We start from the raw sequence: 25,244 nt of genomic DNA, 5'->3' as shown, positions 1-25,244 counted from the left end.
TTTCAGTTGCCCATTTGTTACGATTTAGAAAACGCGTTTAAAAGGTTTGACGACCACCTCTCCATATACGCCGGCTGCCACATAAGGATCTTGGCTTGCCCATTGTTTAGCTTCATCTAAGCTGTCAAATTTGGCGATAACGGTTGAACCGGTAAATCCCGCTTCGCCTGGATTTTCATCATCAATGGCTGGATTAGGTCCGGCAACCAAAAGCCGATCTTCATCATGCAATTGTTGGAGGCGGGCTAAATGCTTTTCGCGAACGGCTAAACGTTGAGCCAAGGTATTCGGTTTATCTTGTGCAAAAATAACATAATACATATTCATCTCCTTTTATGTGTCATTAATCAAGTTGATGGGCAAGGGCGGCGGTTAACTCGGGGTTATTTTCACGCGGAACAACGCGCGGTTTGCCTTTATCATCCACAGCGACGAAAGTAAAGGTTGCTTCGGTAACGCAATAGCGTTCGTTAAGCGGTTCGCCGGAGACTTTTTTTACCCAAACTTCCACTTTGATTTTAATCGATGTCCGTCCAACCGAGAGGCAGTCGCCGTAACAACAGATCACATCACCGACGGCAACTGGGCGAATAAAATTCATGCTGTCTACTGCCACGGTCACGACACGACCATGCGCAATTTCTTTGGCTAAAATCGCACCGCCCATATCCATTTGTGACATAATCCAGCCGCCGAAAATATCTCCATTGGCATTGGTATCAGAAGGCATTGCCAGCGTTCGAAGTAATAATGCCCCTTTGGATTGGCGACCGCTATTGGCGTCAATAAAATTTGTCATAACGTTTCCTTATTCTTTCGTGCTATCCGTTTTAGGTAAGTAGCGATAAATATAAAAACCGGTGATGAGGGTGGCAACAAAGGTCATCCCAATAATACCGAAGGTTTTAAAATCAACCCAAATATCATCAGAGAAGAAATGGCTGATAATTAAATTGATGATCATGCAAAGCAGAAAAAATCCGCTCCAGCCAAGGTTAAGGCGATCCCATACTGTCTGCGGTAATTGAATTTCTTTGCCTAATAATTGTTTAATTAACGGTTTTTTAAAACCATATTGGCTGATTAACAGTACTAATGCGAAAAGAGCATAAACAATGGTGACTTTCCATTTTAAAAATTCCAATTCATTAAAATAGGCAGTTAAAGCGCCGAAAAAAACTACCGCACTTCCCATAATGATTTGCTGCTTTTCTATTTTGCCATATTTTAATTTTAAAATAATCAGTTGCACAATCGTGGCAACAATAAGGGTAATCGCCGCTTCCCGAATACCGACCAACTTATAGACGGCAAAAAATAAAATCAGCGGAATAAATTCTAAAATTTGTTTCATCATGTCTCCCTATGACATTTTTTTAGGCATAAATAACGTATAGAAGCGGTAGGTAAAAATCAATGAAAACATATTAAATATCGCAATAAGAAACATAATAATAATGCCAAAAATCATATTGCTACTAATCATTGCTAAATTTTTGATCAACAGTGGCAGTGCAAAATAAATGATTACGCAGTAAATAAACAGCGGAAATATTTGTTTAATACCGGCTTGCCAACTTTCAACCAATGCTATTTTTAGCGAAAGCGGTGTAATCATGTAATGTACACTTGCCAAACATAAACGAATAAAGATAAAAACGCCGAAAACGATTGAGATCATAGAAATAATGGATGGCGGCGTATTGGTTAAGATCGCAATGGAAGCTTTCAATAAACCAATGGCGATAAGGGCTGTGGTTAATATATTGATTAACAGCACACCGGCAAAGCGTTTTAACGCCACGGTGAATGTTTGATTTAACGCGGGATTGGCGCGTTGACTTAATCGGTGGATGGTTATAGTTCCCCATGCGGAAAGAAACATAGTGATTACCATTTGAATAAGCGTTGCCAGGTTATGTGTCGTGTCGGTTTGAGTAAGCAACGCCTGTAGTTCATTCGTTCCGGTTTGTTCGCTTACTGTCAGATTGGTAGGCAATGCACCATTGGGGATTAATAAGCTCGTCGCCAATGAAGAAATAAAAAATAACATAATGAATTGTATGGTAAGTTTGGGTTGATTACGCATAAAATTCCAGCTGTCTTGAAAAATTTGAGTAAAGTTAATCGGCATTTATGTCATCCAAATAGTACAAATAAAAATATCCTCGCTATTATACAGGATTCCGTTTGAAATTGACAAAAAAGCGTAAAATTGATTTATATCAAATTTCTGTAATAAATGATTACATAAAAAATGCATTTTCTCGTCATAAATTGAAGAGCAATTTACAAAACTTTGATCTAGTTCACGAAATTTATACCCAAAAAATGGTATATTCTTTCTCGTCAAATAGACACAATATTTTTATGGTTTAAAGATATTTACTTAAATTAAAAAAGTAATATAGAGGAATTTAAAATGAAAAAAACAGCATTAGTCTTAGGAATGGCGGCTGCCTTGACGGCAGGTACTGCAAGTGCCCATGAAGCAGGTAGCTTCCTTCTTCGTGCCGGTGGCGTTTTTGTTTCGGCACATTCTCACTCCGATACCAAAACATCAACTGAAATTGGTTTAAAAGTGAATGATAATGCCCAATTGGGTTTAACCGGAACCTATATGATTACCGATAATATCGGGGTAGAGTTATTAGGTGCAACGCCGTTCTCTCACAGTATTGATGGAAATATTCCGAGTATGAATAAGAATTTAGGTGAAGTAGTAAAATTAAAACAATTACCGCCAAGTCTTTATTTACAATACTATTTCTTAGATAAAGACTCTCCATCTCGTCCTTATATCGGCGCCGGGTTGAACTATACTCGTTTCTTTAATGCAAAAATTAAAAATGATGCCATTAGTGATTTGGAAATTGATAAACATTCATTCGGTCCGGTTGTGAATGCCGGGATTGATATTAAATTAACCGATAACTTATTCTTCAATACCGCAATGTGGTACACCCATATTAAAACGACTGCGAAATTTAAAGCATTGGGTAGTAATCATGAAGTTGATGTAAAACTTGATCCGTTCGTGTTCTTCATGGGGCTTGGTTATCGCTTCTAATGTCTCACCTTAATACATTTTATCGGCACATTTATTGATGTGCCGATTTTTTTGCGTTTAAAGTTCTTGCATCTTAACCGTTCTTGAAGCACTAATATAAAAAGTGCGGTAGAATTTTTACGATTTTTTTGCATCAATCAACGAGATTTGTGGGATTTGAAACTTTGTGCATAGTTCAAATATGCACGAAAATCGTTAAAAAATCACCGCACTTTTAGCTGAGATCCTGAATCAAGATCTTGGAGCGACGTTGGTAGTTGTAGGTTTCCCGTTTGTATTTTGGCAAACTGTCTACATCCGCCGGCTGAAAACCGCGCTCTTGAAACCAATGTACGGTACGCGTGGTGAGGACAAACAGTTTGCTGATATGTAATTCTTTGGCGCGTTTTTGGATAGCTTCAAGCAAAATATCGCCACGGGAAGAATTGCGGTAATCAGGATGCACCGCCACACATGCCATTTCAGCCATATTTTCCTCCGGATACGGATTGAGGGCAGCGCAAGCAATAACGACACCGTCATGATCGATAATGGTGTAACGCGTGATTTCCATTTCCAATTGTTCGCGTGAACGTTTGACCAAAATACCTTGTTGTTCTAACGGATAAATCAATTCCAATAACCCCGGAATATCGGCGACAGTGGCGAGGCGAACTTCCTCGGAGCTTTCTATAGAAAGCTGCGTTCCCACTCCATCACGGGTAAATAATTCTTGTAGTAACGATCCGTCTTCTTCATAGCTAAGTAAATGCGAACGTTTTACGCCGGCGCGACAAACGTCAATGGCAGCCTGTAAAAAGCGTGCTTGCGAGCTATGGTATTGATTATCGCGGATTAGTTGAGCCAAATGCAGCAGGGCATCTTGCGGTAATAAATCGGAGATGGTTCGCTGTTGTTGATCTAAAATGCCTTGCGTATCACAAAAGCCAATAAGTTTCTCGGCTTTTAGCTTAATCGCTACTTTGGTGGCAATTTCTTCAAAGGATAAATTGAAAGTCTCGCCAGTCACGGAGGGCGCAATTGGTCCCAGCAAAACAATAGAACTATTGTTTAATTGGCGTTGAATTTGTTCCGTATCAATACGGCGGATTTTTCCGGTTAACATATAGTCTATACCGTCATCTACGCCGATAGGTTGTGCAATAATAAAATTGCTGCTGACAACATTAATGACCGGCGAATGTGGCAGACGCACGCATAAGCGGGCGGCGATATCGTAGTTTAATCGTCCAACCGCTTGTTTCACCAATTCTAGGGTTCTTTGGTCGGTGACGCGAATATTTTTGTGATAGGATGAGGGAATATGCTGAAGCTCAAGTAATTCGTTAATTTGAGCTCTTGCACCAAAAACAATGACCAACTTAATACCTAGGCTGTGCAATAAACTAATATCGCCGATAATATTAATAAAATTTGGACTAGCAATAGTATCCCCGTCGAGCATGATCACGAATGTTTTACCGCGGTGCATATTGACGTAGGGGGTAGATTGTCTAAACCATTGGACTAATTCAGTATCACTCATAAGGTTTCCTTTGCATAATTATTCTTTTATTTTGAATTTATATTTATTTTTTAAAATGTGCAAGTGATTTTTGTATGAGAGGGAAAAGTGCGGTAAAACTCAAAAGAATTCTGTTTATTTCATACAGTTTCATTTTGTGGAAAACCGGTTGTTTTCTAAGCTGAAGTTTCTACTGGAAATATATTGAAAGCGGAGAGGGATATCGTTTTTCCGCTTTGCACCTTACCCCTCGTATGTTTTTAGAGATAAGGTGCAGCTTAGGTTATGCAATCACGTTAAATTGTGTTTTCATTAATGCTTCAAAATCGGTGCAACCGCCAATCGGTTTTTCATCAATAAAAATTTGCGGTACGGTTTCAACCGGTTTACCGACAGATTTGGATAAATCTGCTTTACTAATACCTTCAGCGATAATATCCACATAACGGTACTCAAAATTTTCCACGGTATTTTTTAATTTTTCCGCTAAATTTTTTGCGCGTACACAATATGGGCAACCCGGACGACCGAAAATGACTACGAACATAATTAATTTCCTCTTATTTTGGATTAAAAACGCTAATAATTTTACCTTATTCAACAAAAAAGAATAAACAGTTTTTAAGCATTGGTATGATTGGTATAATAGATGAAATACTGTCTAGCGAGGAAAATTTTATGCCAAATTCGTTAACCTCCCCAACTTTAGCATGTTTGTTGTCTCATCGTTCCATTCGTAAATTTAAAGCACAACCGCTTGCGCCGGAATTGATTGAGAATTTAATCAATGTGGCGCGTTTTGCTTCAAGTTCCAATCATTTACAATGTGTTTCGATTATTCGAGTGACTGACGAAGCGTTGCGTGGGCAATTGATGGAATGTTGTTCCAATCAGGAATATGTCAAAAGTGCGCCTGAATTTTGGGTATTTTGTGTCGATTTTAGTAAGCATCAGCAAATTTGTGCTGAGGCACAATTAGATTGGACGGAAGTGGTATTGATCGGCGCGGTTGATACCGGAATTATGGCGCAAAATGTGCTGGCGAGTGCGGAAAGTTTGGGCTTAGGCGGCGTTTATATTGGTTCATTACGCAATCAAATTGAGCGGGTGGGGGAATTGCTAAACTTACCGGAACATACTTTTCCTGTCGTTGGGCTTTGCTTGGGATATCCGGATCAAGATCCACCATTGAAACCAAGATTACCAAAAGAGATGATGTTTTTTGAAAATCAATATCAACCTCTTGCGCCTCAAGCCTTGGCAGATTTTGATCAACAGGTGGCGGACTATTATCAAAAACGCAGCCAAATTGAGATGAATTGGTCTAAAAATGTGGCGAAAGCCTTAGCGCATCCGGTAAGACCGGCTATTTTACCTTATCTAAACCAACAGGGTTTTGCGAAAAAGTAGGCAATATGAAATTGTTGATGTTGTGTCGAGAGCCTCGATTATACAGTTGTCAGCGACTACAAGAAGCGGCACAAGAAAGTGGGCATGCAATGGATATTTTGGATCCGAATCGCTGTTTAATAAAATTGTCGGAAAATGCACCGCACTTGCAACTTTATTATCAAAACAATAATGCACATTCGCCTTATTTATTAAGTGGTTATGATGCGGTTCTTCCCCGCTTCGGGGCTGCCGGCAATCGTATGGGATGTGCGGTATTGCGTCATTTTGAAGGAGAAAGTATTTATTGCTTGAATTCGGCGTCGGCTTTTTTGTTGGCACGAGATAAATGGCAGAGTTTACAGGTTTTGATGCAACAACATATTCCTGTACCGAATTCCGCGTTGGGCGGCAGCGAATTTCAATCGGCTGAGGCGGTGAAATTTGTGCGTTCGCCGACGATTTTAAAAACCTTGAGCGGTTCGCAAGGTATTGGCGTGATTTTAGCGGAAAGAGAACGAAGTGCGGTCAGTATTTTGGAAACATTGACGCAATCAAATGTACCGGTGTTATTGCAAGATTTTATTGCTGAAGCGGAAGGTGCGGATTTACGCTGTTTGGTGATTGGCGATAGGGTGGTCGCGGCAATGCGGCGCATTTGCCAAAGCGGAGAATTTCGAGCGAATTTCCATCGGGGCGGCAGTGCGGAGCCGGTGCAATTAACCGCAGAAGAAAAACATATTGCCATCAAGGCGGCACGCGCTTTGGGGTTGGATGTTGCCGGCGTGGATTTGATTCGTTCGGCACAAGGTCCGCTAGTTTTGGAAGTCAACGCCAGCCCGGGATTGGAAATGATTGAAAAAACCAGCGGCATTGATATTGCACTGCAAATGATTGCGTATACAGAGAAAAAAGTGAAATTATGGCGGGAATCTGTGCAACGTGCGCTCGAAAATACCACAGAAAATAGGGTAGAAAAATAGTTGGTTTTCTGTTTTAATGAACAAAATCCCATAAAAAATATAAGGAGCCGTAATGATTATTTATTTACACGGGTTTGATTCCAGTAGTCCGGGTAACTACGAGAAAATAATGCAGTTGAAATTTATTGATGATGATGTGCGTTTTGTCAATTATAGTACCTTGCATCCGCGGCATGATATGCAGTTTTTGCTCAATGAAGTACATAAATTAGTCGCAGAAAGCAAAGATCCGCATCCGTTAATTTGTGGTGTCGGACTCGGTGGATACTGGGCGGAACGCGTGGGATTTTTATGCGGCATTAAACAGACAATTTTTAATCCGAATTTATTTCCTTATGAAAATATGGTGGGGAAAATTGACCGACCGGAAGAGTATCAAGATATTGCGACAAAATGTGTGGAAAATTTCCGAGTGAAAAACCAAGGACGCTGTTTGGTTTTCTTATCTATGCAAGATGAATCATTGGATTCACAACGTAGTGCCGAAACACTTGCACCTTTTTATGAGGTGATTTGGGATGAAACCGAAAGCCATAAATTTAAGAAAATTTCTCAACATCTACAACGGATTAAGACATTTAAAAACGCCTAATACGAGAGACAAAGAAAAGCCGCATGAAAATGTGGCTTTTCGTTTAAGGGATCTTGCTATTAAGATTCAATTTCGCCGCAGAAACGATAACCCTCGCCATGAATGGTGGCGATAATTTCCGGCGTGTCAGGGTGATTTTCGAAATGTTTACGAATACGACGAATGGTCACATCCACAGTACGATCTTGTGGTTTTAAATCGCGTCCGGTCATTTTTTTCAGCAATTTTTCACGGGTTTGAATTTTTCCCGGATTTTCGCAGAAATGCAACATAGCGCGAAATTCACTGCGCGGTAATTTGTATTCTTCCCCTTCAGGGTTGATCAATGTTCGGCTATTGAGATCCAATGTCCAACCATTAAAACAATATTGATCTAAATGAGGTGTCGTAGTTTTGGCTTTTTCGGACATGGTACGTTGCAATAGGTTTCTTGCGCGAATAGTTAATTCTCTAGGGTTAAATGGTTTAGTGATATAGTCATCTGCACCAATTTCTAAACCAAGAATTTTATCGACCTCGTTATCACGCCCGGTTAAAAACATGAGTGCGGTATTGGTATTTTCCCGTAGTTCACGTGCCAACATCAGTCCATTTTTACCCGGTAAATTGATATCCATAATAACAAGATGAATTTCTTGCGAGGAGATAATTCGATGCATTTGATTGCCATCACTTGCCTCAAATACTTCATATCCCTCTGCCTCGAAAATACTCTTGAGCGTATTTCTTGTAATCGTTTCATCTTCAACGACTAATATACGTGGCGTTATCATAGATGCTTCCTTCTTTTATTTTTTATATTAATTTATCAAACTCTTACTAGGGGACTATTCTATAATTGCAACATAGTTGTAACAAGTAGAAATGCAAATTTTTTTCATATTTAATATAAAATTTTATGATCTGTATCATATTTTATTAACACTCGAACTGTATATTATTTTCTTTTACTGTATGTTGAAATGCGTAACTTTGATTTATGGTAAAATCTGGGATTTTTTATCATTCATTAGAGGTAGGATTTTATGCTAAACTATGTGGTGTTGACAGCATAATTGTAGGTATTTATGAAAAAATATTGGCTTATTGTTTTAGTCTTTTTTTCCGTATTCGTACACGCAGGATGGTTTAATTCTCAAGTGCCATTTTTAAAGGCGGAGGATGCATTTGTCTTTTCGGCGCAACAGCATGTCAATTCAACCACGCAAGAAAAAAGTGTTAATTTGCATTGGGATATCGCCGAGGGGTATTATTTATATCAAAAAGAACTGCGCGTTGTTGGTACGCAAACCGAGATTGCACCTTTATCTTTCCCTCCGGCAGAGGAACACCAAGATGAATTTTTCGGACGAGTACTGATTTATCGTGAGCAACTTGATTTACCACTCAGTTTGCGCAATGCGAATTCGAATACGCAATTGGAAGTCATTTATCAAGGATGTACCACCGGTTTTTGTTATCCTCCGGAGACTAAAACTTTGTCTTTAGCGAATTTACCCATCAAGACTATCAATGATGCGTCGATAAACACGCAAAGTGCGGTCAAAAATTTCTCCGTTTTCAATCTTTCTTCCACTGACCCAAATAGCCTAACTTCTGCATTATCGGAAAGTCGTTTTTCTGCCTTGTGGTTTTTTGTATTAGGGCTTGGCTTGGCGTTTACTCCTTGCGTATTGCCGATGTTACCTTTGTTATCGGCGATTGTTATCGGGCAAGGGCGGCGTCCAAATATGGCACGCGCGTTGGGGTTAAGTTTTACTTATGTACAAGGTATGGCGTTGACATATACGTTGCTCGGTTTGGTGGTGGCAATGATTGGGTTACCGTTCCAAGTGGCGCTGCAAAGTCCTTATGTACTGATTGGCTTGTCGGTGATTTTTACCTTGCTGGCGCTTTCCATGTTTGGCGTATTTAGTATTCAATTGCCCGGTACATGGCAAACCAAATTAACGCTAATTAGCCAAGGGCAAAAGGGCGGTGTATTTTCCGGCGTTTTTGTACTGGGGATGGTGGCAGGGCTTATCGCCTCGCCTTGTACTTCGGCGCCGCTTTCAGCGACGTTGCTGTATGTGGCGCAAAGCGGCGATTTGATTTTCGGCGCACTTACGCTTTATTTGTTAGCCCTTGGTATGGGGGGACCACTAATTTTTATCACCTTATTTGGCAATAAAATTTTACCGACATCTTCTGCTTGGACAGAAAAAGTGAAAACCGCCTTTGGCTTTGTTATGCTGGCGCTGCCTGTCTTTTTACTTTCCCGCGTCTTGCCGGAAGTTTGGGGGGCGCGAATGTGGGCAATGCTCGGCGTGGCGTTTTGCTTATGGGCAGCATTGCAGATTCCGGCAAAAGGTATCGCTCATGCATTACGTATTGGCTTTTTTTTCGCAGCGTTTATTTTGGTTAAACCGCTGCAAGATTGGGTGTGGCAAGATGATGCGATACAAGAAGCACAGAATGCGGTGGTTTTTCAAAAAATCCGTAGTGAAGCAGAATTAAATCAAGCCTTAATGAATAATCCCAAAGCGGTTGCTATGTTGGATCTTTATGCTGATTGGTGTGTAGCGTGTAAAGAATTTGAAAAATATACCTTTAATACGCCAAAAATGCGGTCGGATTTTGAGCATATTTTGCTGTTGCAAGTGGATATGACTAAAAATAGTGCAGAAAATGCTGCTTTAATGAAAAAATTCCAAATTGTTGGTTTGCCAAGCATTTTATTTTTTAATCAACAGGGCGAAGAAATTCAAGGTTCACGTGTGAGCGGGTTTATGGATCAGGCGCAATTTTCTGCTTGGATAAAAGAAAAAGTACTACGCTGATTTTCCAAAATATGAAAAAATTTTTATAAATTTAATTATCGGTTTATAAAAGTAAGTTAGTCCCTGTGAGGGATTAAAAAAGGAAAGCGTCGAGCTTTCCTTTTAATGATAAGTTGGCATTAATTATTATTTTGCTGCTTTTAATTTTTGGTAAAATTCTTCGTAGTATTGTACTGCATCGCCTACGTCATTTTGCCAATAACTTTTTTGTAAAATTTCTTGGCTAGGATATACCGCCGGATCTTGGGTAATTTCCGCAGGAAGTAATTTTAATGCTTCCATATTTGAGGTTGGATAGCCGATTTCTTCGGTTAACTTCGCTGCAGTCTTAGCACCTAACATATAGTTGATTAGTTTATGGGCACCATCAGGATTTTTTGATGTCGCAGGGATCGCTAAGGTATCAACCCATAATACGGGACCTTCTTTTGGAAAGATCATGTCGAGAGGGGCTTTTTCTTTTTTCGCAATACGCACTGATCCGTTCCATAGTTGACCAACATTAACTTCCCCGGAAATAAAGGAATTCGCAGGATTGTCAGAATTAAATGATAATACGTTAGGTCGCAATTTCAATAATTCTTGATAGGCTTGCTCAATAATTTTTGGATCTTGTGTATTAGGATCTTGACCAATTTTCAGTAATGCAATATTGAATACTTCGCGTGCATCATCTAACAATTGCACTTTACCGGCAAATTCAGGTTTCCACAAATCAGCCCAAGAAGTAAAATCAGATCCTTTATAATCATTTGTGTTAAATGCAATACCCGGTGCGCCAAGTAATTGCGGTAAAGAGTATTTATTTCCTTTATCATAGTCTTGATCCAACCAGTCCGGATTTAACTCTTTAATAACAGGTAATTTGCTATGGTCTAATGGCATCAACATGCCTTCACGAGCCATTTTTGAAACAAAATAGTTTGATGGAGCAATAACATCATAACCGCCAGCTTCGCCTTGAGTTTTAAGTTTTGCGTACATAGTTTCATTTGACTCTAAACTTGAAACGATCACTTTAATACCGGTTTCTTTGGTAAATTCATCTAATAACCCATCCGGTACATATTCTGTCCAAGTATAAAGATATACAGTGTCATTTGCTGGAGCCGGAGCTGTAGTAGTTGCAGTTGTTTCTTTATCGTTACAAGCAGTTAAAACGGTAAGCATCCCAACGGCGAAAAGACCTGCAAATTTTCTCATTTCTATCATTCTCCTGTTAAGAATAAAAAATAACCGTATTTGTTATACTTAAGTTATATAAACCAAAACACGGAATAAAAATACGCCTTGCAAGAGGCAAGGCGTATTTTATTTCGTATTAATAAATTTGTGAAGTATTATTTTTATTCAATTTGATTTTTCTTTGGATAAAACAAGTTGACTTAAAATAACCAAGAATAAAGAAAGAATAATCATAATTGTGGCAAGGGCGTTGACTTCCGGAGTTACACCTGTTTTCACTAACGAGAATATCTTCAATGGTAGAATCTCATAGCTTACGCCACTGACGAAGGAAGAAACTACGACGTCGTCAAGAGAAATAGTAAAACTTAATAACCAGCCGGAAATAATTGCCGGTAACGCAAGTGGAAGAACGATTTTACGTAAAATCGTCACTTCGCCGGCGCCTAAGTCTTTTGCCGCTTCCAACATGGTCGAATCAAAACCTTTAAGACGAGAAAATACAGTGACCACCACATAAGGTAGGCAGAAAGTAATATGAGCCAAAAGTAATGAGAAAAAACCAAGCGAGATACCGGCGATCATAAATAATGCCAGTAAAGATACAGCCATTACAATATCAGGCGACATCATTACAACAAACAGCATTCCGCTAACTGCTTGTTTGCCGCGGAAGCGGTAGCGATATAGTGCGATAGCAGTCAATCCTCCGACGATCGTTGCCAACGTAGCGGCGAAGAAAGCAATAGTAACAGAGTGGATCGCAGCTTGAATTAACGTATCATTATTAAATAGGCGATCATACCAATTCCAGCTAAATCCTTTCCATGTCAAGCCATAGCGATCTTCATTAAAAGAATTTGTCACTAGAATAATAATAGGAATATATAAAAAAGAATATATTATAATCGTATAACTTCGTATAATGTATGCTATACGAAGTTATGCATTTTTTTTTTTTTTTCCTATCCCCTGTGTGCCTTGCCTCCCACGACTATATATTATAAATATAAAAAGTGAGCGAAATAAACGTCCCATTATTCTAACTCCATTTTCTTATTCATTAGTTTACTGGCTTTGTAGTAAATAAAGATGAGTAATGCCATTAAAATTGTTAAACCGATACTGATCGCCGATCCAAAAGGCCAGTTACGAGAAATAAGGAATTCACTTTTGATAACATTACCTACTAACAATACTTTTGCTCCGCCTAATAAATCGGCAACATAGAACATTCCCATTGCTGGTAATAACACCAATAAGCAGCCGGCAATAATACCGGGCATAGTAAGCGGAATAATGATTTTAATAAAGCGTTGGAACGCGTTGGCACCTAAATCTTTTGCCGCTTCCAATAACCGATAATCCAGTTTCTCAATAGCGGAGTAGAGAGGTAGAATCATAAATGGAAGTAAGAGATAAACCAAACCGATAATCACCGCTACTTCGGTATTGAGGATCCGAATCGGCTCGCTAATAATACCTAAGCTGACAAGCACATTATTTAAAATTCCTTTTACCCCTAAGAAAATTTTCATTCCATAGATGCGAATAAGCGAATTTGTCCAAAATGGTAACACCACTAAAAACAATAAGAGCGGTCGAAATTTCGGCTTTATTTTGGCAATCATAAAGGCGAACGGATAACCTACAATCAAACAAATAATTGTAGCGATTCCGGACATATATAATGAATTCCATACTACTTGAGCATAAAGAGGTTCAAAAAGTCGGGAATAATTTTCCAATGTAAACGGTAACGTATAAAAATCATTACTGTCACGGGTTAAGAAACTGACGGTTAGCACTAAGAGGTTAGGTACTAATACAAAGAAAATTAACCAACCAAAAATTACCGTTACCGTACCGGTTTGAAATTTACTCGTGGTTATTTTCATCGTTTAATACAACCTCCCAGCCTTCATGCCAAGTTAATGCAACCTTTTGACCGACAGAGTGGTCAATATGAGGATCGTCCTCATTAAAGAACTCGCTTACCAAAACTTTCATTTGGTTATGATCTAACATAATATTAGATTCTAACGTCATACCTTTGTAAGTACGATCAGTTACGTGACCAATAATTGCTTTAGAACTTTCGTTTTCATCTAATTCTTCAATCACGATATCTTCAGGACGAAGTAATACTTTCAGTTTTTGACCGGCTTCAACCGGAATATCGGTATAAATTTCACAAATACGCCCTTCCACATTGGCTTTTACCGTTTTTTCTGATTGACGGGCAATCACCGTTGCATCAAAGACATTGATCTCGCCGATGAAACGTGCGACAAAGAGATTTTTGGGATCTTCATAAATTTCACGTGGGGAACCGTCTTGCTCTATACGCCCTTTATTCATTACGATAATACGATCTGACATGGTTAATGCTTCTTCTTGATCGTGCGTAACAAAAATAAACGTAATCCCCAACTGGCGTTGCAGTGCTTTCAACTCATTTTGCATTTCTTTTCGTAATTTATAATCTAATGCAGACAATGATTCATCAAGTAACAGCACTTTCGGTTTATTTACTACCGCTCTGGCGATGGCAACACGTTGTTGTTGTCCGCCTGAAAGTTGATTTGGTTTACGATCTGCCATCTCGTCTAATCTAACCATGCGCAATGCATCAATTACACGGGATTTAATTTGATCATCCGGCACTTTTTGCATGCGCAATCCAAAGGCAACATTATCAAAAATGGTCATATGCGGGAATAAAGCATAACTTTGGAATACTGTATTTACCGAACGACGTTCAGCGGGAACATCAGTAATATCCTGACCATCTAAGATGATTTTACCTGCATTTAATTCCTCAAAACCGGCAATTAGACGTAAAACAGTTGTTTTACCACAACCGGACGGACCGAGGATAGTCAGAAATTCACCATTATTGATGGTTAAATTGAAGTTACTGATAATAGTTTTATCACCGTAAGATTTAGTTAGAGAATGAAGCTCAATAATCGGCTTGCTTTGAACTGTATTTTCCACTAGCTTTGGTTTTCTCCCTAATGAATCAAAAATTTGATATTGAGTAGAAACAAAATACTTACAAAAATGTGTAAGCAACCTTGATTAAAAATGAATGCTAATGATATAGCTAATGGAGATTAATTGAAAGCAATTAATGTAAATATTCCCTAAAAATCCATTTTTTATATCTAAAAAAATTGAATGGAACTTTGTTGTATATCAAGATCTTTGCTTGAATGCCATTATAGAATGAAAAGGTTTTTTATTTTTAAAAAGAGAAGTTATGAAGAAAATCATATCGTATCAAGAATCATTACTTGAACGGTTTTTGCGTTATATCAGCTATGATACGCAATCCAAAATCGCTGCTAAAAGTTCCCCTAGTTCCGGCGGACAATTAAAACTCGCAAAGCACTTACAACAAGAATTGTTTGCTTTAGGGTTGGAAAATATCGAAATGAGCAAAAATGGCGTAGTAACCGCTTTTTTACCCTCAAATGTTTCGCCAAATACACCAACTATCGGTTTTATCGCTCATCTGGACACTTCACCGCAATGCAGCGGAAAACATATTAAAGCGGAAGTAATTGAAAGTTACCGTGGCGGTGATATTGCGCTGGGGCTGGGGGATGAGTTCATTAGCCCGGTATATTACCCGTTTTTACAAAAATTAGTGGGTAAAACCTTGATTGTGTCTGATGGCAATAATTTATTGGGAGCCGACAATAAAGCAGGAATTGCGGAAATAATGACCGCGCTTTCTATGATCCGAGAGAACCGCCTGCCTCATTGCAATATTCGCGTGGCATTTACACCGGACGAAGAAATCGGCTTAGGCATGGATTTTTTCCCAATAGACAAATTCCCTTGCGATTGGGCTTATACTGTGGATGGTGGTGAATCGGGCGAATTGGAATATGAAAATTTCAATGCCGCGAGTGCCAAAGTTACAATTTATGGCAATAATATGCATACCGGCAGTGCTAAAAATCATATGATTAATGCGTTGACATTGGCTTGTGAGTTTCAACAAGGTTTTCCAAAAGCAGAAACTCCGGAACAAACGGAAGGGCGGCAAGGATTTTTCCATCTGGAAAGTTTCAGTGGCGATATTGAGAAAGTGGAGCTGTGTTATCTGATTCGTGATTTTGACCATGTTAAATTTGAGCAACGCAAAGCCTTTTTATCTATGTTGGTGGTCGATTTTAATCGCAAGAAGAAATTGCGCCAAAAAGCAGAAGTGGAAATCACGGACAGCTATTTCAATATGTACGACACCATTCAAAAAGTCCCACAATCCGTTAACCTGGCAGATCGCGCCATTCGAGAATGTGGTATTGAGCCGCAACATAAAGTCATTCGTGGTGGTACGGATGGCGCCAAATTAGCCGAGAAAGGCTTAGCTTGCCCGAATCTTTTCACCGGTGGTTATAATTTTCACAGTAAACACGAGTTGATCACTTTGGAAGGTATGGTAGACAGTGTGAATGTTATTGTGAAAATCACCGAATTAGCATTGCAATGTTAAAAGGATATTGCCGCTTGAGTTGATGAATACAAAGCCCTTACGAGATTAAAACAAGTAAGGGCTTTATTTAGCGGAATACTGACTTAATCATATTAAGTTTCCAATTTTTCTAAATGCCAAAGATTTTATTCCTGTATCATTTGGGTAATTTGTTGGGTAGTTAAATGACCGGGAATGGATTTTTTTAACGCTAAATGGCTATCTAAGAATAAGTTAAATGGATACCCTCTGACTTTTGCTTTTTTCATTACTTCGCCTTTCTCATCTAGTAAAACAAGGATATTTTATATTCTAATCCGTTATACCATTCGATAAATTCTTTTTTTTTTTTTTTTTATAAAGTTATGTAAGTTATCTGTTAATAATAAAATTCCCATTAATATGATCAAAATGCCACCAATAATTTTGAATTTATTTAAATGGCGATTTAGTGACTTAGATTTTTTTAATAACTCCTGTGAGAAAAATGAAAATATAATAAAAGGAACTGCTAATCCTAATACATAAACCAACATCATTGCAGCGCCATATAAAACAGTTCCTTCATCTCCTGATAAAGCCAGTACAGAAGCCAATATCGGTCCAATACAAGGTGTCCAGCCAAGGCTAAACGTTAATCCCAAAACAAATGCCTCAAGAGAAGCATTTTTGCCTTCTGTTTTGATATTAATTAACTTAGTTTGTTCTAAGAAAGAAAGTTTTATAATACCTAATTGGTGGATACCTAAAATAATCACGATTATTCCGGCAATCATTCTAACGGTATCATTAAAAAATATATCACCTAAGAAACCAAAACTAAAACCAAGACTGACAAAAGTAACAGATAACCCCATAATAAATAGAAATGTATTTATTATTTTTCTACCACCTTTACTTAATATACCGAAATAAACTGGCACAATCGGAAAAATACAAGGGGATAGAAAAGAGGCTAAACCTGCAAGAAAAACACTGCCAATAAGTAATTGTTGTTCAAGCATGATTATTTCCCTTTAATAAAATGAATCAAATAACCATAGTTTTTATCTTCCATTTGATTTAATGGAATAAATTTAATTGCAGCGCTATTAATACAATAACGTAAACCTCCTTTATCTTGAGGGCCATCATTAAAAACATGTCCCAAATGAGCATTACCGCTACGACTTAATACTTCTGTTCTTAACATATTAAAACTTCGGTCTTCCGCATAACGCACAACATCTTTGTTAATTGGCTTGGTAAAACTTGGCCAACCACAACCTGAATTATATTTATCATCAGAAGAAAATAACGGTTCACCTGTTGTAATATCGACATAAATACCAGCTGCGAAATTATCCCAATACTCATTACTAAATGAATGTTCTGTATTTTCTTTTGGGTTACACTATATTGTAATGGTGTTAATTTCTTTTTCAGTTCTTCATCATTTGGTTTCGGATAATCTGCCGGATCAATAATTACTTGATCTGCTTGTGTTAAATCAATATGACATTTTTTTTTTTTTTTCGACTGCATAACTTCGTATAGCATACATTATACGAAGTTATACGATCTTTATATTGGCTTTGTAATGCTTGTATTTCTTTTAAAATAATCTCTTTATCTCGGTTATTTTGATAATAAATTCCCGTTCTATATTGTCTTCCGCGATCATTTCCTTGTTTATTAATGCTGGTTGGATCGATGACTTGAAAATAATATTTAAGTAGTTTTTCTAATGAAATTTTATTGGCATCATAAGTTACCTGTACTGTTTCTGCATGATCTGTGCTACCAATTATTTGATAATATGTCATTTTTGTTTTACCATTGGCATATCCGGAAGTTGCCTCTTTCACACCATATATTTTCTCCATATAGGCTTCAATTCCCCAAAAGCATCCTCCGGCTAAATAAATTGTTCGAATATCTTCATGCATTTGTTTTTGTGTGATATTGGTCATATTCGCCTCTTTTTCATTATGATGATTTGCTACCGTTATTGAAGAAAATGTAGCTAATATTATTAGTAAAGATAATTTTGTTATTTTCAATGTTTTCATTATATCTCCTTTGTTATATAAAATTAAATGGTGGCGATATTTTTATTCCTTTTTTACATTGCACCATTTAATCTTATGTTTTTATTACATACTGCTTGTTTTCATTGGTTCAGATTTCATCACTTCATCTTTTTGCATTGGTTCAGATTTCATCATTTTATCTTTCATTTGCATGGAATCAGATTTCATTTCTTGCATACAATCAGTATTCATTTGATTTTTACAATTGTTCATGTCTTTTGCATTAACTGTACCAATTGTTAATAAAGAAAGAAGTGATGTTGCCATCATTAATTTAGTGGTGTATTTGATTTTTTTCATAAATTTTTCCTTATTTTTAAAAAAGTTTGTTAAAATTACTTTCTATGAAAGTGTCACCTTTCATTAGATTAGTCGTTATAATGACAAAAATCTGACAAATTATTAGTAATAAAAATTGATGAAGTTGAAAAATGACAATGTATAAAATAGATCAAGCACTTTCCGCACAGCAAATTGAAGAGATTCGTCAAAAAATGTTGCAATTTGCTTGTTTGCAAATAAGGGATAATGACATGGCTGAAGATCTTGTTCAGGAGAGTTTATTATGTGCGGTCAAAAATATTGCCAATTTTAAACGACAGGCTGCTTTCAAAACATGGGTTTTCGCTATTTTAAAAAATAAAATAGTGGATTATTTTCGCTTAAAAGATCGGTTTATATTAGAAACTGATTTAAATACAAATTCAGATTCCGAGGACGAATCTCATTCCTTTTTTGATCAACAAGGTCACTGGAAACCCGAGTTTCAACCCAAGAATTGGCAAGAAAATGAAGGGGCTGTTTATAGTGAAGAGTTCTGGATGATTTTTGAGGCTTGCTTAAATTATTTGCCGGCGGCGCAGGCGCGGGTATTTATGATGCGGGAATATTTAGAATTGGCTACGGATGAAATTTGTAATAATGCGAATATTTCTACAGCAAATTTACATACGTTACTGTATCGAGCGCGGTTACAGTTACAAAATTGCTTATCGAAAAAATTATCCTGATGAGTGAGGAAACAAGATGAATTGCTTAAAAGTGACTAAATTAATTTCTGATTCGCAGGAGCGACAACTATCTTTCGCTGAAAAAGTAGGGGCGCGAATGCATTTGATTATTTGTCCATATTGTCGTAATTTTAAACGAAATAATGAACAAGTCAGTAAAATGATGAAGAAATTTGCTAAAGGCTGACGTTCGCGGTTGAGACGTTATCTATTTGGATTAAAGATGGAGTTAATGTGCTATTTATGGCACTTAACCCATACTTTAATATATTATTTCCGACATCATTGTTGAGTTAAATTGACCGCACTTTAGCGCCGAGAATAAAGACGGTGGGTAAATGTCCAAAAGATAAAGTAGCCTTAGCCCGGCAAAGGTTTAATTACATTGACACAACGCTCAACCACGTCTTCAAATGGTGCATCAATATCAATCGGATAAACATCAGTTTCATCCGCTTGCGGTACTTCCAGCGTTTCAAATTGGCTACGCAACATTTCCGTTTTCATATAATGCCCTTGACGTAGTTGCATCCGTTTAAGTACCAAATCGAAATCGCCATGCAAAAAAATAAACTTCACATCATTTCCATCACGAATTAAATCGCGATATTGTTTTTTCAACGCAGAACAGACAATAATGCCTTTTTCCGATTTTTGTTCCAAACTAAACGCTGCATCACGAATGCGTTCCAACCAAGGGGCACGATCTTGATCGTTTAACGGTTGACCGGAACCCATTTTGATAATATTTGCACGCGGATGGAGATCATCACCATCAATTAATTTCATCCCTAAACGACGGGCGACTTCTGTCCCGATAGTGGTTTTTCCGGTACCGGATACACCCATTAAGATAAAACTTTTGCCTTTATTCTTGGTCATGGCATTCCTCCAAATTAAAAACAGAAGTTATTTTAAATTGTTACTGGTAACTGTAAAAGTGTTAATTGTAATTTCATTGTTATTTTATGATGGAGATCACGTTTTTTCCTGAACGCTTTCATTTTTTGGTTTTTTATAAATGAAATATACGGTTTTTATACTTTTTTATATGCAATATTTATAAAATAAATAAAGTGATCTTTATCACAAATTTAAGTAAATTTTTAGATTTACCAATTGCAAATATTTTTGTTATCGGTAACATTTGCCTTAGCGATAATTACTTTGTCATTTTAATTATGGAGGAATGTTATGAGTGACGCGGCTTCGTTAATGTTGATCGCACTAAGTGCGGTCATTGTTTTACTTATTTTGATCATGAAATTTAAAATTCATGCCTTTGTTGCTTTAACTTTAGTGAGTTTGTTAACCGCTTTAGTCACCGGCATAGAAGTGAATAAAATTTTACCAACATTATTAAACGGTTTTGGTAACACTCTGGCTTCCGTTGCTTTATTGGTGGGCTTAGGTGCTATGATCGGGCGACTTTTGGAAATTACCGGTGGGGCAAAAGTACTGGCGGATACGTTAATCAACAAATTTGGTGAAAAACGGGCACCTTTTGCTTTAGGGGTTGCCTCTTTACTTTTCGGCTTTCCGATTTTCTTTGATGCCGGTTTGGTGGTGATGCTGCCGATCATTTTCAGTGTAGCAAAACGGTTCGGCGGTTCGGTTCTTCGTTATGCGTTGCCTTCTGCAGGGGCTTTCGCGGTTATGCACGCTTTTTTACCTCCGCATCCGGGTCCTGTAGCGTCCGGTGATTTACTTGGCGTGAATATGGGATTATTGGTGATTGTCGGTTTGGTGTGCGCAATTCCGACTTGGTATATTGCTACCTATTTATTCGGTCAATATTCAGGTAAAAAAATTAAAGTGGAATTGCCAAAAGCTTTTTTAAATGCCAATGCCATCAATGAAACCGCGACTCTAAATCCGCCAAGTTTCGGCAAAGTGATATTTATTTTATTATTACCTTTATGTTTGATTTTGCTTGATACGGGATTAAATACGCTAAGCGTAGTTAACGTGATTGACGGTTCGCAAATATGGGTGGAAAGCTTACGGTTATTAGGTAAAACGCCGGTGGCTTTATTAATTACGTTACTGGTATCAATCCTATTATTAAAAGAACAACGTAGCTATGAACAAATTGAAAAAATTTGTGATAACGCCCTTGGACCGATTTGTGCTATCGTATTAGTGACCGGTGCTGGCGGGATGTTTGGGGGAGTATTGCGCGCGAGCGGAGTTGGTGATGCATTATCCGGCGCATTGTCAGATACCGGGATGCCGATTATCGTTGCAGCGTTCTTTATTTCCACCGCGTTGCGAGTGGCGCAAGGTTCGGCGACCGTTGCCTTAACCACAACAGCAGCATTAATTGCGCCGACAGTCGCGGTAACGACCGGTTTAAGTCAATTTGACTTGTGCTTTATTGTGATTGCGATTGCATCCGGCGCCACCGTATTGTCACACGTAAACGACTCCGGTTTCTGGTTGGTGAGCCGTTTTTTAGAAATGGATACCAAAACAACATTAAAAACGTGGACAGTAATGGAAACATTAATTGGGGTAGTTGGTTTTATGATCGCATTAATCGGCAGTGTCATCTTATAACGCGTTATTCATTCGGTATGAGAAAAATGGTGGCTTTTGCCACCATTTTTTATCGCTTAATTTTTCACGTTGTTTAATTACCCAATAATTCTTGCCAAATTCGTTGAATAAATCTCCGTTCTTCTTGGAATTGGTCATGACTGACTACCGAAGATAAACCCAGCAAATTAAGATGATGAATTTTATTGCGCAATTGAACATAGCATTGTTTTAATTTTGCGGAAACGTGGCTGGAAATGACCGCACTTTCTGCCATAATCTCAAAAATGCGTACATTATCCGACCAAATGGTCAAATGTGAATTTGTTGGTGCGTAGGCAAGCACCAAATATTGTGCGATAAATTCAATATCCGTAATGCCGCCCGGGTCGGTTTTAATATTAAACTCCGTCGGATTGGTATTTGCCAAATGTTGATACATTTTTGCACGCATTTGAACCACATCTTGCTTTAATTGCACCGGATCGCGTGGTGTTGATAAAACACGTTGGCGGATTTGCTCAAATTGTTGTCTTAATTTTACCTCACCATATACTGCGCGACTGCGTACCAAGGCTTGTTTTTCCCATGTCCAAGCTTCATTAAGCTGATAATGTTCAAATGCCGCTAAAGCGCAGCCTAATAAGCCGGCATCACCGGACGGACGAAGACGAATATCAATATCATACAAAATACCGGCACTGGTATTCATACTGAAAATGCTGATCACTTTTTGTGCCAGCTTGAGGTAAAACTGATTACTGTCGATAGATTTTTTACCGCCAACCGTTTGTCCGCTGTGCGTTCCGTCAAATAAAAAGACTAAATCTAAATCGGATTTATAACCTAATTCAATGCCGCCAAGTTTGCCATAGCCAATTACTAAAAAGCCTTTTTCATTTTCCGCTAAATAATCCGGCACACCAAAGCGGGTGCTGACTTGTTGCCATGCCAAATTGACCACTGCTTCAATAATCACTTCTGCCAAATAGGTTAAGTGATCACTCACTTTCATCACCGGCAACGCGCCCAAAATATCCGCCGCTGCAACACGCAGCAACGTGGACTGTTTAAATTGGCGCAAAGCGTTAATAAATTGTTCTTCATCATCTTGTGGCAAACGCAGCAAATATTGTTGTAATTCTGCCGGATAGTGGCTAAAGGGGATAGGATTAAGCAAGGTTTTGCAATCCAATAATTCGTCTAATACAATCGGATGGCGTGCGACCTGTTCGGCAATTAATTTGGATTTTTCGCACAGCTCCAATAATAGGGTTAAGGCTTGCGGATTTTCCAGTAATAATTCCAAATAGGTGGTTCGGGTCACAATTTTATCCACAATATTGAGCATTCTCGGCAGCAAGGTTTGGTGTGCACTGCGTTGGAAAATTTGCGTCAACAACAAAGGAAGCAATCGCGTTAGCACCAAGCGACCGCGCGAACCGATAGCGCGGTGGCTAAGCGTGTGGCGAAATTGGAGTAATTTTTCGATACTGTTATAATGAAATTGTGCGCTAATACCATTTTCCAACAGGATTTGTTTTATTTCTTCTTCATTGAGATCTTCATCCCAAAAATCATCCCAATTGCTCGGTGTTTTGTCTTCTTTTTCTTCATCTTTGCCAATGAAATGACGAAAAACTGACCGCACTTTTTGTTGATGCAGTTGTAAAATTTGACAAAAATCGTGCCAATCCTTGATGGGATAATGGATGTTTTCCGGCTGCTGTTTAGCGTTCCAACACGTAAAATGCGTTGTTGCAAGGATCAATCGTTCTTTATCTTGGGCGTTTTCCGGTAATTGTTGGGTTTGTTGATCCTTGATGGCTTGTAATACGTTTTCCACCCGACGTAAAAACACATAGGCTTGTTGCAAATCTTGGCGTTCTTGGGTAGATACTAAACCGAGCGCTTCTAATTCCGGCAATAAATATAACAATTCAGGGCGTTGCAAACGCACTTCGCGTCCGCCACGAATGAGTTGAAAAACTTGTACGATAAATTCAATTTCTCGAATACCGCCGGCACCCAATTTAATATTATCCACCAAACCGCGGCGGCGTACTTCGCGCTCGATTTTTTGTTTCATATCGCGCAAGGATTGGATCACGCTGAAATCAATATAGCGTCGATAAACAAAAGGGCGGAGCAATTTTTTCAAGGTTTGCGCATAAGGATCATGGGGATTTTCGCCTAAAATGCGAGCTTTGATCATGGCATAACGTTCCCAATCGCGCCCCTGTTCTTGGTAATATTGCTCCATGGCATTAAAACTTAACGCCAAGGCTCCACTGTCGCCAAAAGGGCGTAGGCGCATATCGGTACGATAAACGAAACCGTCCGGCGTATATTGATCTAAGGCGTTGATTAAGCGTTGTCCTAAACGCGTAAAAAATTTGCTATTTTCCACCGAGCGTCTGGCACCGATGGTTTCGCCATTGGCGGCGTAGGTAAAGATCAGATCGATATCGGAGGAAAAATTCAGCTCAAAACCGCCCAATTTTCCCATACCTAACACATAGAGCTGGAGCGGCTGTCCTTGACTATCTACCGGCGTTCCCATTTCTTCACAAGCTTTTTGGTAAAGCCAATCGCGCGCGCCGATAATTAAACTTTCTGCCAGCCAAGAAAGGCGGATAAAAATTTCCTCGACGGTAGCGATATTAAGGCTTTGACAAAGGCTTAATTTTGCGGTTTCAAGGTGACGAAAACGACGTAAAGTGCGGTAGAAATCTTCTTCATTTTTACATTGATCCAATGGGCTTTTTAATCGTTGGGCATAGTTGTTGCAGTCGCTTAATTGTGGCAAGGCGTGCCAGCATTGGTGTAAAAAGTGCGGTTGTTTTTGCAGGGTTTCTGCTAAAAACTCCGACATCATCACCGCATACGCCAATTGATTCAGATGATGAGTAGGATCTTGCGTCGCTTGAGAGAGTTGTTGTTGCAGTTGTGCTTCTTGGATTGCAGGAAAATGTTGGGTTAACTGCGCGATAAAAGGCGTTAAGAGGGAGGGCATGGTGTTTGCGATATTCATAAAGGATCCTTGTTGCGGAAAAACAGTCAAATGGAGCGTATCCGAATTGTAAAAGAAAAATCAACGTTTGGCGACGGAAAGACGCGCTATACAAGCCATTTTCTCCCTATCAACCAAAAATAATATTTTGTCAGATTGTGTACATTTATGTAAATGCGATTGAAAAATGAGCGGGAGGGGAGGGTAATATACGTCCTAATTGACCATTGCCGAGAATATAAACAGGGGGATATAAAGCATTGGTTTGCATGTTTAATCCTTACGATAAAATAGCTAAAGGGAATTAGAACATCTTTTGTCAAAAAGCAGCGACTAAATTGTAGGCGAAGTGCGGTATTTTTTTACAAGTTTTTTACTTATTTGTCGGGAATAGGGAAATTTTGCGGGAGAAGGTGAGTTTGGTGATATTTTTAGCTGATTTTGAGGAATGAATGGGATATATTATGGCAGTTCGTTTTTTAAGAAAATAAAATGCCTTCGGAGAGTAGATTGAGGAGGCTTGAACTTAATGTAAAACGGATCGAGGCGGAGGGGCATATAAGGTTCAAATTCGTTGGAC

General features: G+C 38.5%; 24 protein-coding genes and 2 pseudogenes. 9 read left to right on the top strand and 17 right to left on the bottom strand.

The window, feature by feature from the left end; genetic code table 11:
• Positions 1-24 precede the first annotated feature (24 nt).
• Genes CFY87_RS01330 through CFY87_RS01315 form a run of 4 tightly spaced genes read right to left on the bottom strand, consistent with a single transcriptional unit; the run spans position 25 to position 2,053 of the window.
• On the bottom strand, positions 25-321 hold the full coding sequence (locus CFY87_RS01330) for a YciI family protein (RefSeq protein WP_094945508.1): 297 nt from the start codon (positions 319-321) through the stop codon (positions 25-27).
• Between the two features lie 22 nt (positions 322-343).
• A complete protein-coding gene (gene yciA, locus CFY87_RS01325; RefSeq protein WP_094945507.1) occupies positions 344-799 on the bottom strand; it encodes an acyl-CoA thioester hydrolase YciA in 456 nt (151 codons plus the stop codon).
• A gap of 9 nt (positions 800-808) precedes the next feature.
• A complete protein-coding gene (locus CFY87_RS01320; protein WP_094945506.1) occupies positions 809-1,354 on the bottom strand; it encodes a septation protein A in 546 nt (181 codons plus the stop codon).
• Between the two features lie 9 nt (positions 1,355-1,363).
• Complete coding sequence (locus tag CFY87_RS01315) at positions 1,364-2,053, bottom strand: hypothetical protein (protein ID WP_172539970.1); 690 nt, start codon at positions 2,051-2,053, stop codon at positions 1,364-1,366.
• A 369-nt stretch (positions 2,054-2,422) separates the two neighbouring features.
• Between CFY87_RS01315 and CFY87_RS01310 the strand changes: the two genes are divergently transcribed.
• Positions 2,423-3,070 carry an OmpW/AlkL family protein gene (locus tag CFY87_RS01310; RefSeq protein ID WP_094945504.1) on the top strand — a complete coding sequence of 216 codons (648 nt, stop codon included), beginning with the start codon at positions 2,423-2,425 and terminating at the stop codon, positions 3,068-3,070.
• 214 nt (positions 3,071-3,284) lie between these two features.
• On the opposite strand, the gene argA is transcribed toward CFY87_RS01310, so the two are convergent.
• The gene (argA, locus tag CFY87_RS01305; RefSeq protein ID WP_094945503.1) at positions 3,285-4,595 is read right to left on the bottom strand and encodes an amino-acid N-acetyltransferase; all 1,311 of its coding nucleotides are present in this window, start codon (positions 4,593-4,595) and stop codon (positions 3,285-3,287) included.
• A 262-nt stretch (positions 4,596-4,857) separates the two neighbouring features.
• The gene (locus CFY87_RS01300; RefSeq protein ID WP_094945502.1) at positions 4,858-5,121 is read right to left on the bottom strand and encodes a GrxA family glutaredoxin; all 264 of its coding nucleotides are present in this window, start codon (positions 5,119-5,121) and stop codon (positions 4,858-4,860) included.
• A gap of 131 nt (positions 5,122-5,252) precedes the next feature.
• Here CFY87_RS01300 and nfsA point away from each other — a divergent pair, with 131 nt between their 5' ends.
• The 3 genes from nfsA to ycfP are packed head-to-tail and all read left to right on the top strand — an operon-like array spanning position 5,253 to position 7,538.
• Positions 5,253-5,984 carry an oxygen-insensitive NADPH nitroreductase gene (gene nfsA / locus CFY87_RS01295; protein ID WP_094945501.1) on the top strand — a complete coding sequence of 244 codons (732 nt, stop codon included), beginning with the start codon at positions 5,253-5,255 and terminating at the stop codon, positions 5,982-5,984.
• A 5-nt stretch (positions 5,985-5,989) separates the two neighbouring features.
• On the top strand, positions 5,990-6,946 hold the full coding sequence (locus CFY87_RS01290) for an ATP-grasp domain-containing protein (RefSeq protein WP_094945500.1): 957 nt from the start codon (positions 5,990-5,992) through the stop codon (positions 6,944-6,946).
• A gap of 52 nt (positions 6,947-6,998) precedes the next feature.
• The gene (gene ycfP / locus CFY87_RS01285) at positions 6,999-7,538 is read left to right on the top strand and encodes an alpha/beta hydrolase YcfP (protein ID WP_094945499.1); all 540 of its coding nucleotides are present in this window, start codon (positions 6,999-7,001) and stop codon (positions 7,536-7,538) included.
• Between the two features lie 59 nt (positions 7,539-7,597).
• Here ycfP and arcA read toward each other — a convergent pair whose 3' ends face one another.
• On the bottom strand, positions 7,598-8,311 hold the full coding sequence (arcA, locus tag CFY87_RS01280; protein ID WP_094945498.1) for a two-component system response regulator ArcA: 714 nt from the start codon (positions 8,309-8,311) through the stop codon (positions 7,598-7,600).
• A gap of 294 nt (positions 8,312-8,605) precedes the next feature.
• Between arcA and CFY87_RS01275 the strand changes: the two genes are divergently transcribed.
• On the top strand, positions 8,606-10,357 hold the full coding sequence (locus tag CFY87_RS01275) for a protein-disulfide reductase DsbD (protein WP_094945497.1): 1,752 nt from the start codon (positions 8,606-8,608) through the stop codon (positions 10,355-10,357).
• Between the two features lie 126 nt (positions 10,358-10,483).
• On the opposite strand, the gene CFY87_RS01270 is transcribed toward CFY87_RS01275, so the two are convergent.
• The 4 genes from CFY87_RS01270 to potA all read right to left on the bottom strand — a co-directional run bounded on the left by CFY87_RS01270 (position 10,484) and on the right by potA (position 14,542).
• Complete coding sequence (locus CFY87_RS01270) at positions 10,484-11,560, bottom strand: extracellular solute-binding protein (RefSeq protein WP_094945496.1); 1,077 nt, start codon at positions 11,558-11,560, stop codon at positions 10,484-10,486.
• A gap of 147 nt (positions 11,561-11,707) precedes the next feature.
• A complete protein-coding gene (gene potC, locus CFY87_RS01265; protein WP_094945495.1) occupies positions 11,708-12,478 on the bottom strand; it encodes a spermidine/putrescine ABC transporter permease PotC in 771 nt (256 codons plus the stop codon).
• Positions 12,479-12,579: 101 nt separating this feature from the next.
• Positions 12,580-13,440, bottom strand: coding sequence for a spermidine/putrescine ABC transporter permease PotB (potB, locus tag CFY87_RS01260; RefSeq protein WP_094945494.1), 861 nt, complete (start codon positions 13,438-13,440; stop codon positions 12,580-12,582).
• Complete coding sequence (gene potA, locus CFY87_RS01255) at positions 13,421-14,542, bottom strand: spermidine/putrescine ABC transporter ATP-binding protein PotA (RefSeq protein ID WP_094945493.1); 1,122 nt, start codon at positions 14,540-14,542, stop codon at positions 13,421-13,423. Before potA ends, potB begins: the two co-directional genes overlap by 20 nt.
• 265 nt (positions 14,543-14,807) lie before the next feature.
• Between potA and pepT the strand changes: the two genes are divergently transcribed.
• Positions 14,808-16,052, top strand: coding sequence for a peptidase T (gene pepT / locus CFY87_RS01250; protein WP_094945492.1), 1,245 nt, complete (start codon positions 14,808-14,810; stop codon positions 16,050-16,052).
• A 125-nt stretch (positions 16,053-16,177) separates the two neighbouring features.
• Here the strand turns inward: pepT and CFY87_RS01245 are convergent.
• From CFY87_RS01245 to CFY87_RS01230, 4 genes and pseudogenes are all read right to left on the bottom strand, one after another.
• Positions 16,178-16,374, bottom strand: a pseudogene (locus CFY87_RS01245) (thioredoxin domain-containing protein); the annotation flags it as partial.
• Positions 16,352-17,035, bottom strand: coding sequence for a cytochrome c biogenesis CcdA family protein (locus CFY87_RS01240; protein WP_094945491.1), 684 nt, complete (start codon positions 17,033-17,035; stop codon positions 16,352-16,354). The pseudogene CFY87_RS01245 and the gene CFY87_RS01240, both read right to left, overlap by 23 nt.
• Before the next feature lie 2 nt (positions 17,036-17,037).
• A pseudogene (gene msrB / locus CFY87_RS01235) lies at positions 17,038-17,983 on the bottom strand (peptide-methionine (R)-S-oxide reductase MsrB).
• A 183-nt stretch (positions 17,984-18,166) separates the two neighbouring features.
• The gene (locus CFY87_RS01230) at positions 18,167-18,403 is read right to left on the bottom strand and encodes a hypothetical protein (protein WP_094945490.1); all 237 of its coding nucleotides are present in this window, start codon (positions 18,401-18,403) and stop codon (positions 18,167-18,169) included.
• A gap of 131 nt (positions 18,404-18,534) precedes the next feature.
• Here CFY87_RS01230 and CFY87_RS01225 point away from each other — a divergent pair, with 131 nt between their 5' ends.
• Positions 18,535-19,113, top strand: a complete 579-nt coding sequence (locus CFY87_RS01225; RefSeq protein WP_094945489.1) for a sigma-70 family RNA polymerase sigma factor — start codon at positions 18,535-18,537, stop codon at positions 19,111-19,113.
• Positions 19,114-19,129: 16 nt separating this feature from the next.
• Positions 19,130-19,300, top strand: a complete 171-nt coding sequence (locus CFY87_RS01220) for a zf-HC2 domain-containing protein (RefSeq protein WP_094945488.1) — start codon at positions 19,130-19,132, stop codon at positions 19,298-19,300.
• Between the two features lie 173 nt (positions 19,301-19,473).
• On the opposite strand, the gene CFY87_RS01215 is transcribed toward CFY87_RS01220, so the two are convergent.
• On the bottom strand, positions 19,474-19,995 hold the full coding sequence (locus CFY87_RS01215) for a gluconokinase (protein ID WP_094945487.1): 522 nt from the start codon (positions 19,993-19,995) through the stop codon (positions 19,474-19,476).
• Positions 19,996-20,328: 333 nt separating this feature from the next.
• On the opposite strand from CFY87_RS01215, the gene CFY87_RS01210 reads away from it, so the two are divergent.
• Complete coding sequence (locus tag CFY87_RS01210; RefSeq protein ID WP_419670236.1) at positions 20,329-21,672, top strand: GntP family permease; 1,344 nt, start codon at positions 20,329-20,331, stop codon at positions 21,670-21,672.
• Between the two features lie 73 nt (positions 21,673-21,745).
• Here the strand turns inward: CFY87_RS01210 and glnE are convergent, their stop codons facing one another.
• Positions 21,746-24,685 (bottom strand): bifunctional [glutamate--ammonia ligase]-adenylyl-L-tyrosine phosphorylase/[glutamate--ammonia-ligase] adenylyltransferase, encoded by a 2,940-nt coding sequence (gene glnE, locus CFY87_RS01205; RefSeq protein ID WP_094945485.1) that lies wholly within the window; start codon positions 24,683-24,685, stop codon positions 21,746-21,748.
• Between the last annotated feature and the right edge of the window lie 559 nt (positions 24,686-25,244).

Source organism: Actinobacillus seminis (genome assembly GCF_002263215.1).
Taxonomy (GTDB): domain Bacteria; phylum Pseudomonadota; class Gammaproteobacteria; order Enterobacterales; family Pasteurellaceae; genus Actinobacillus_B; species Actinobacillus_B seminis.
This window is presented reverse-complemented; position numbering and strand designations above follow the sequence as displayed.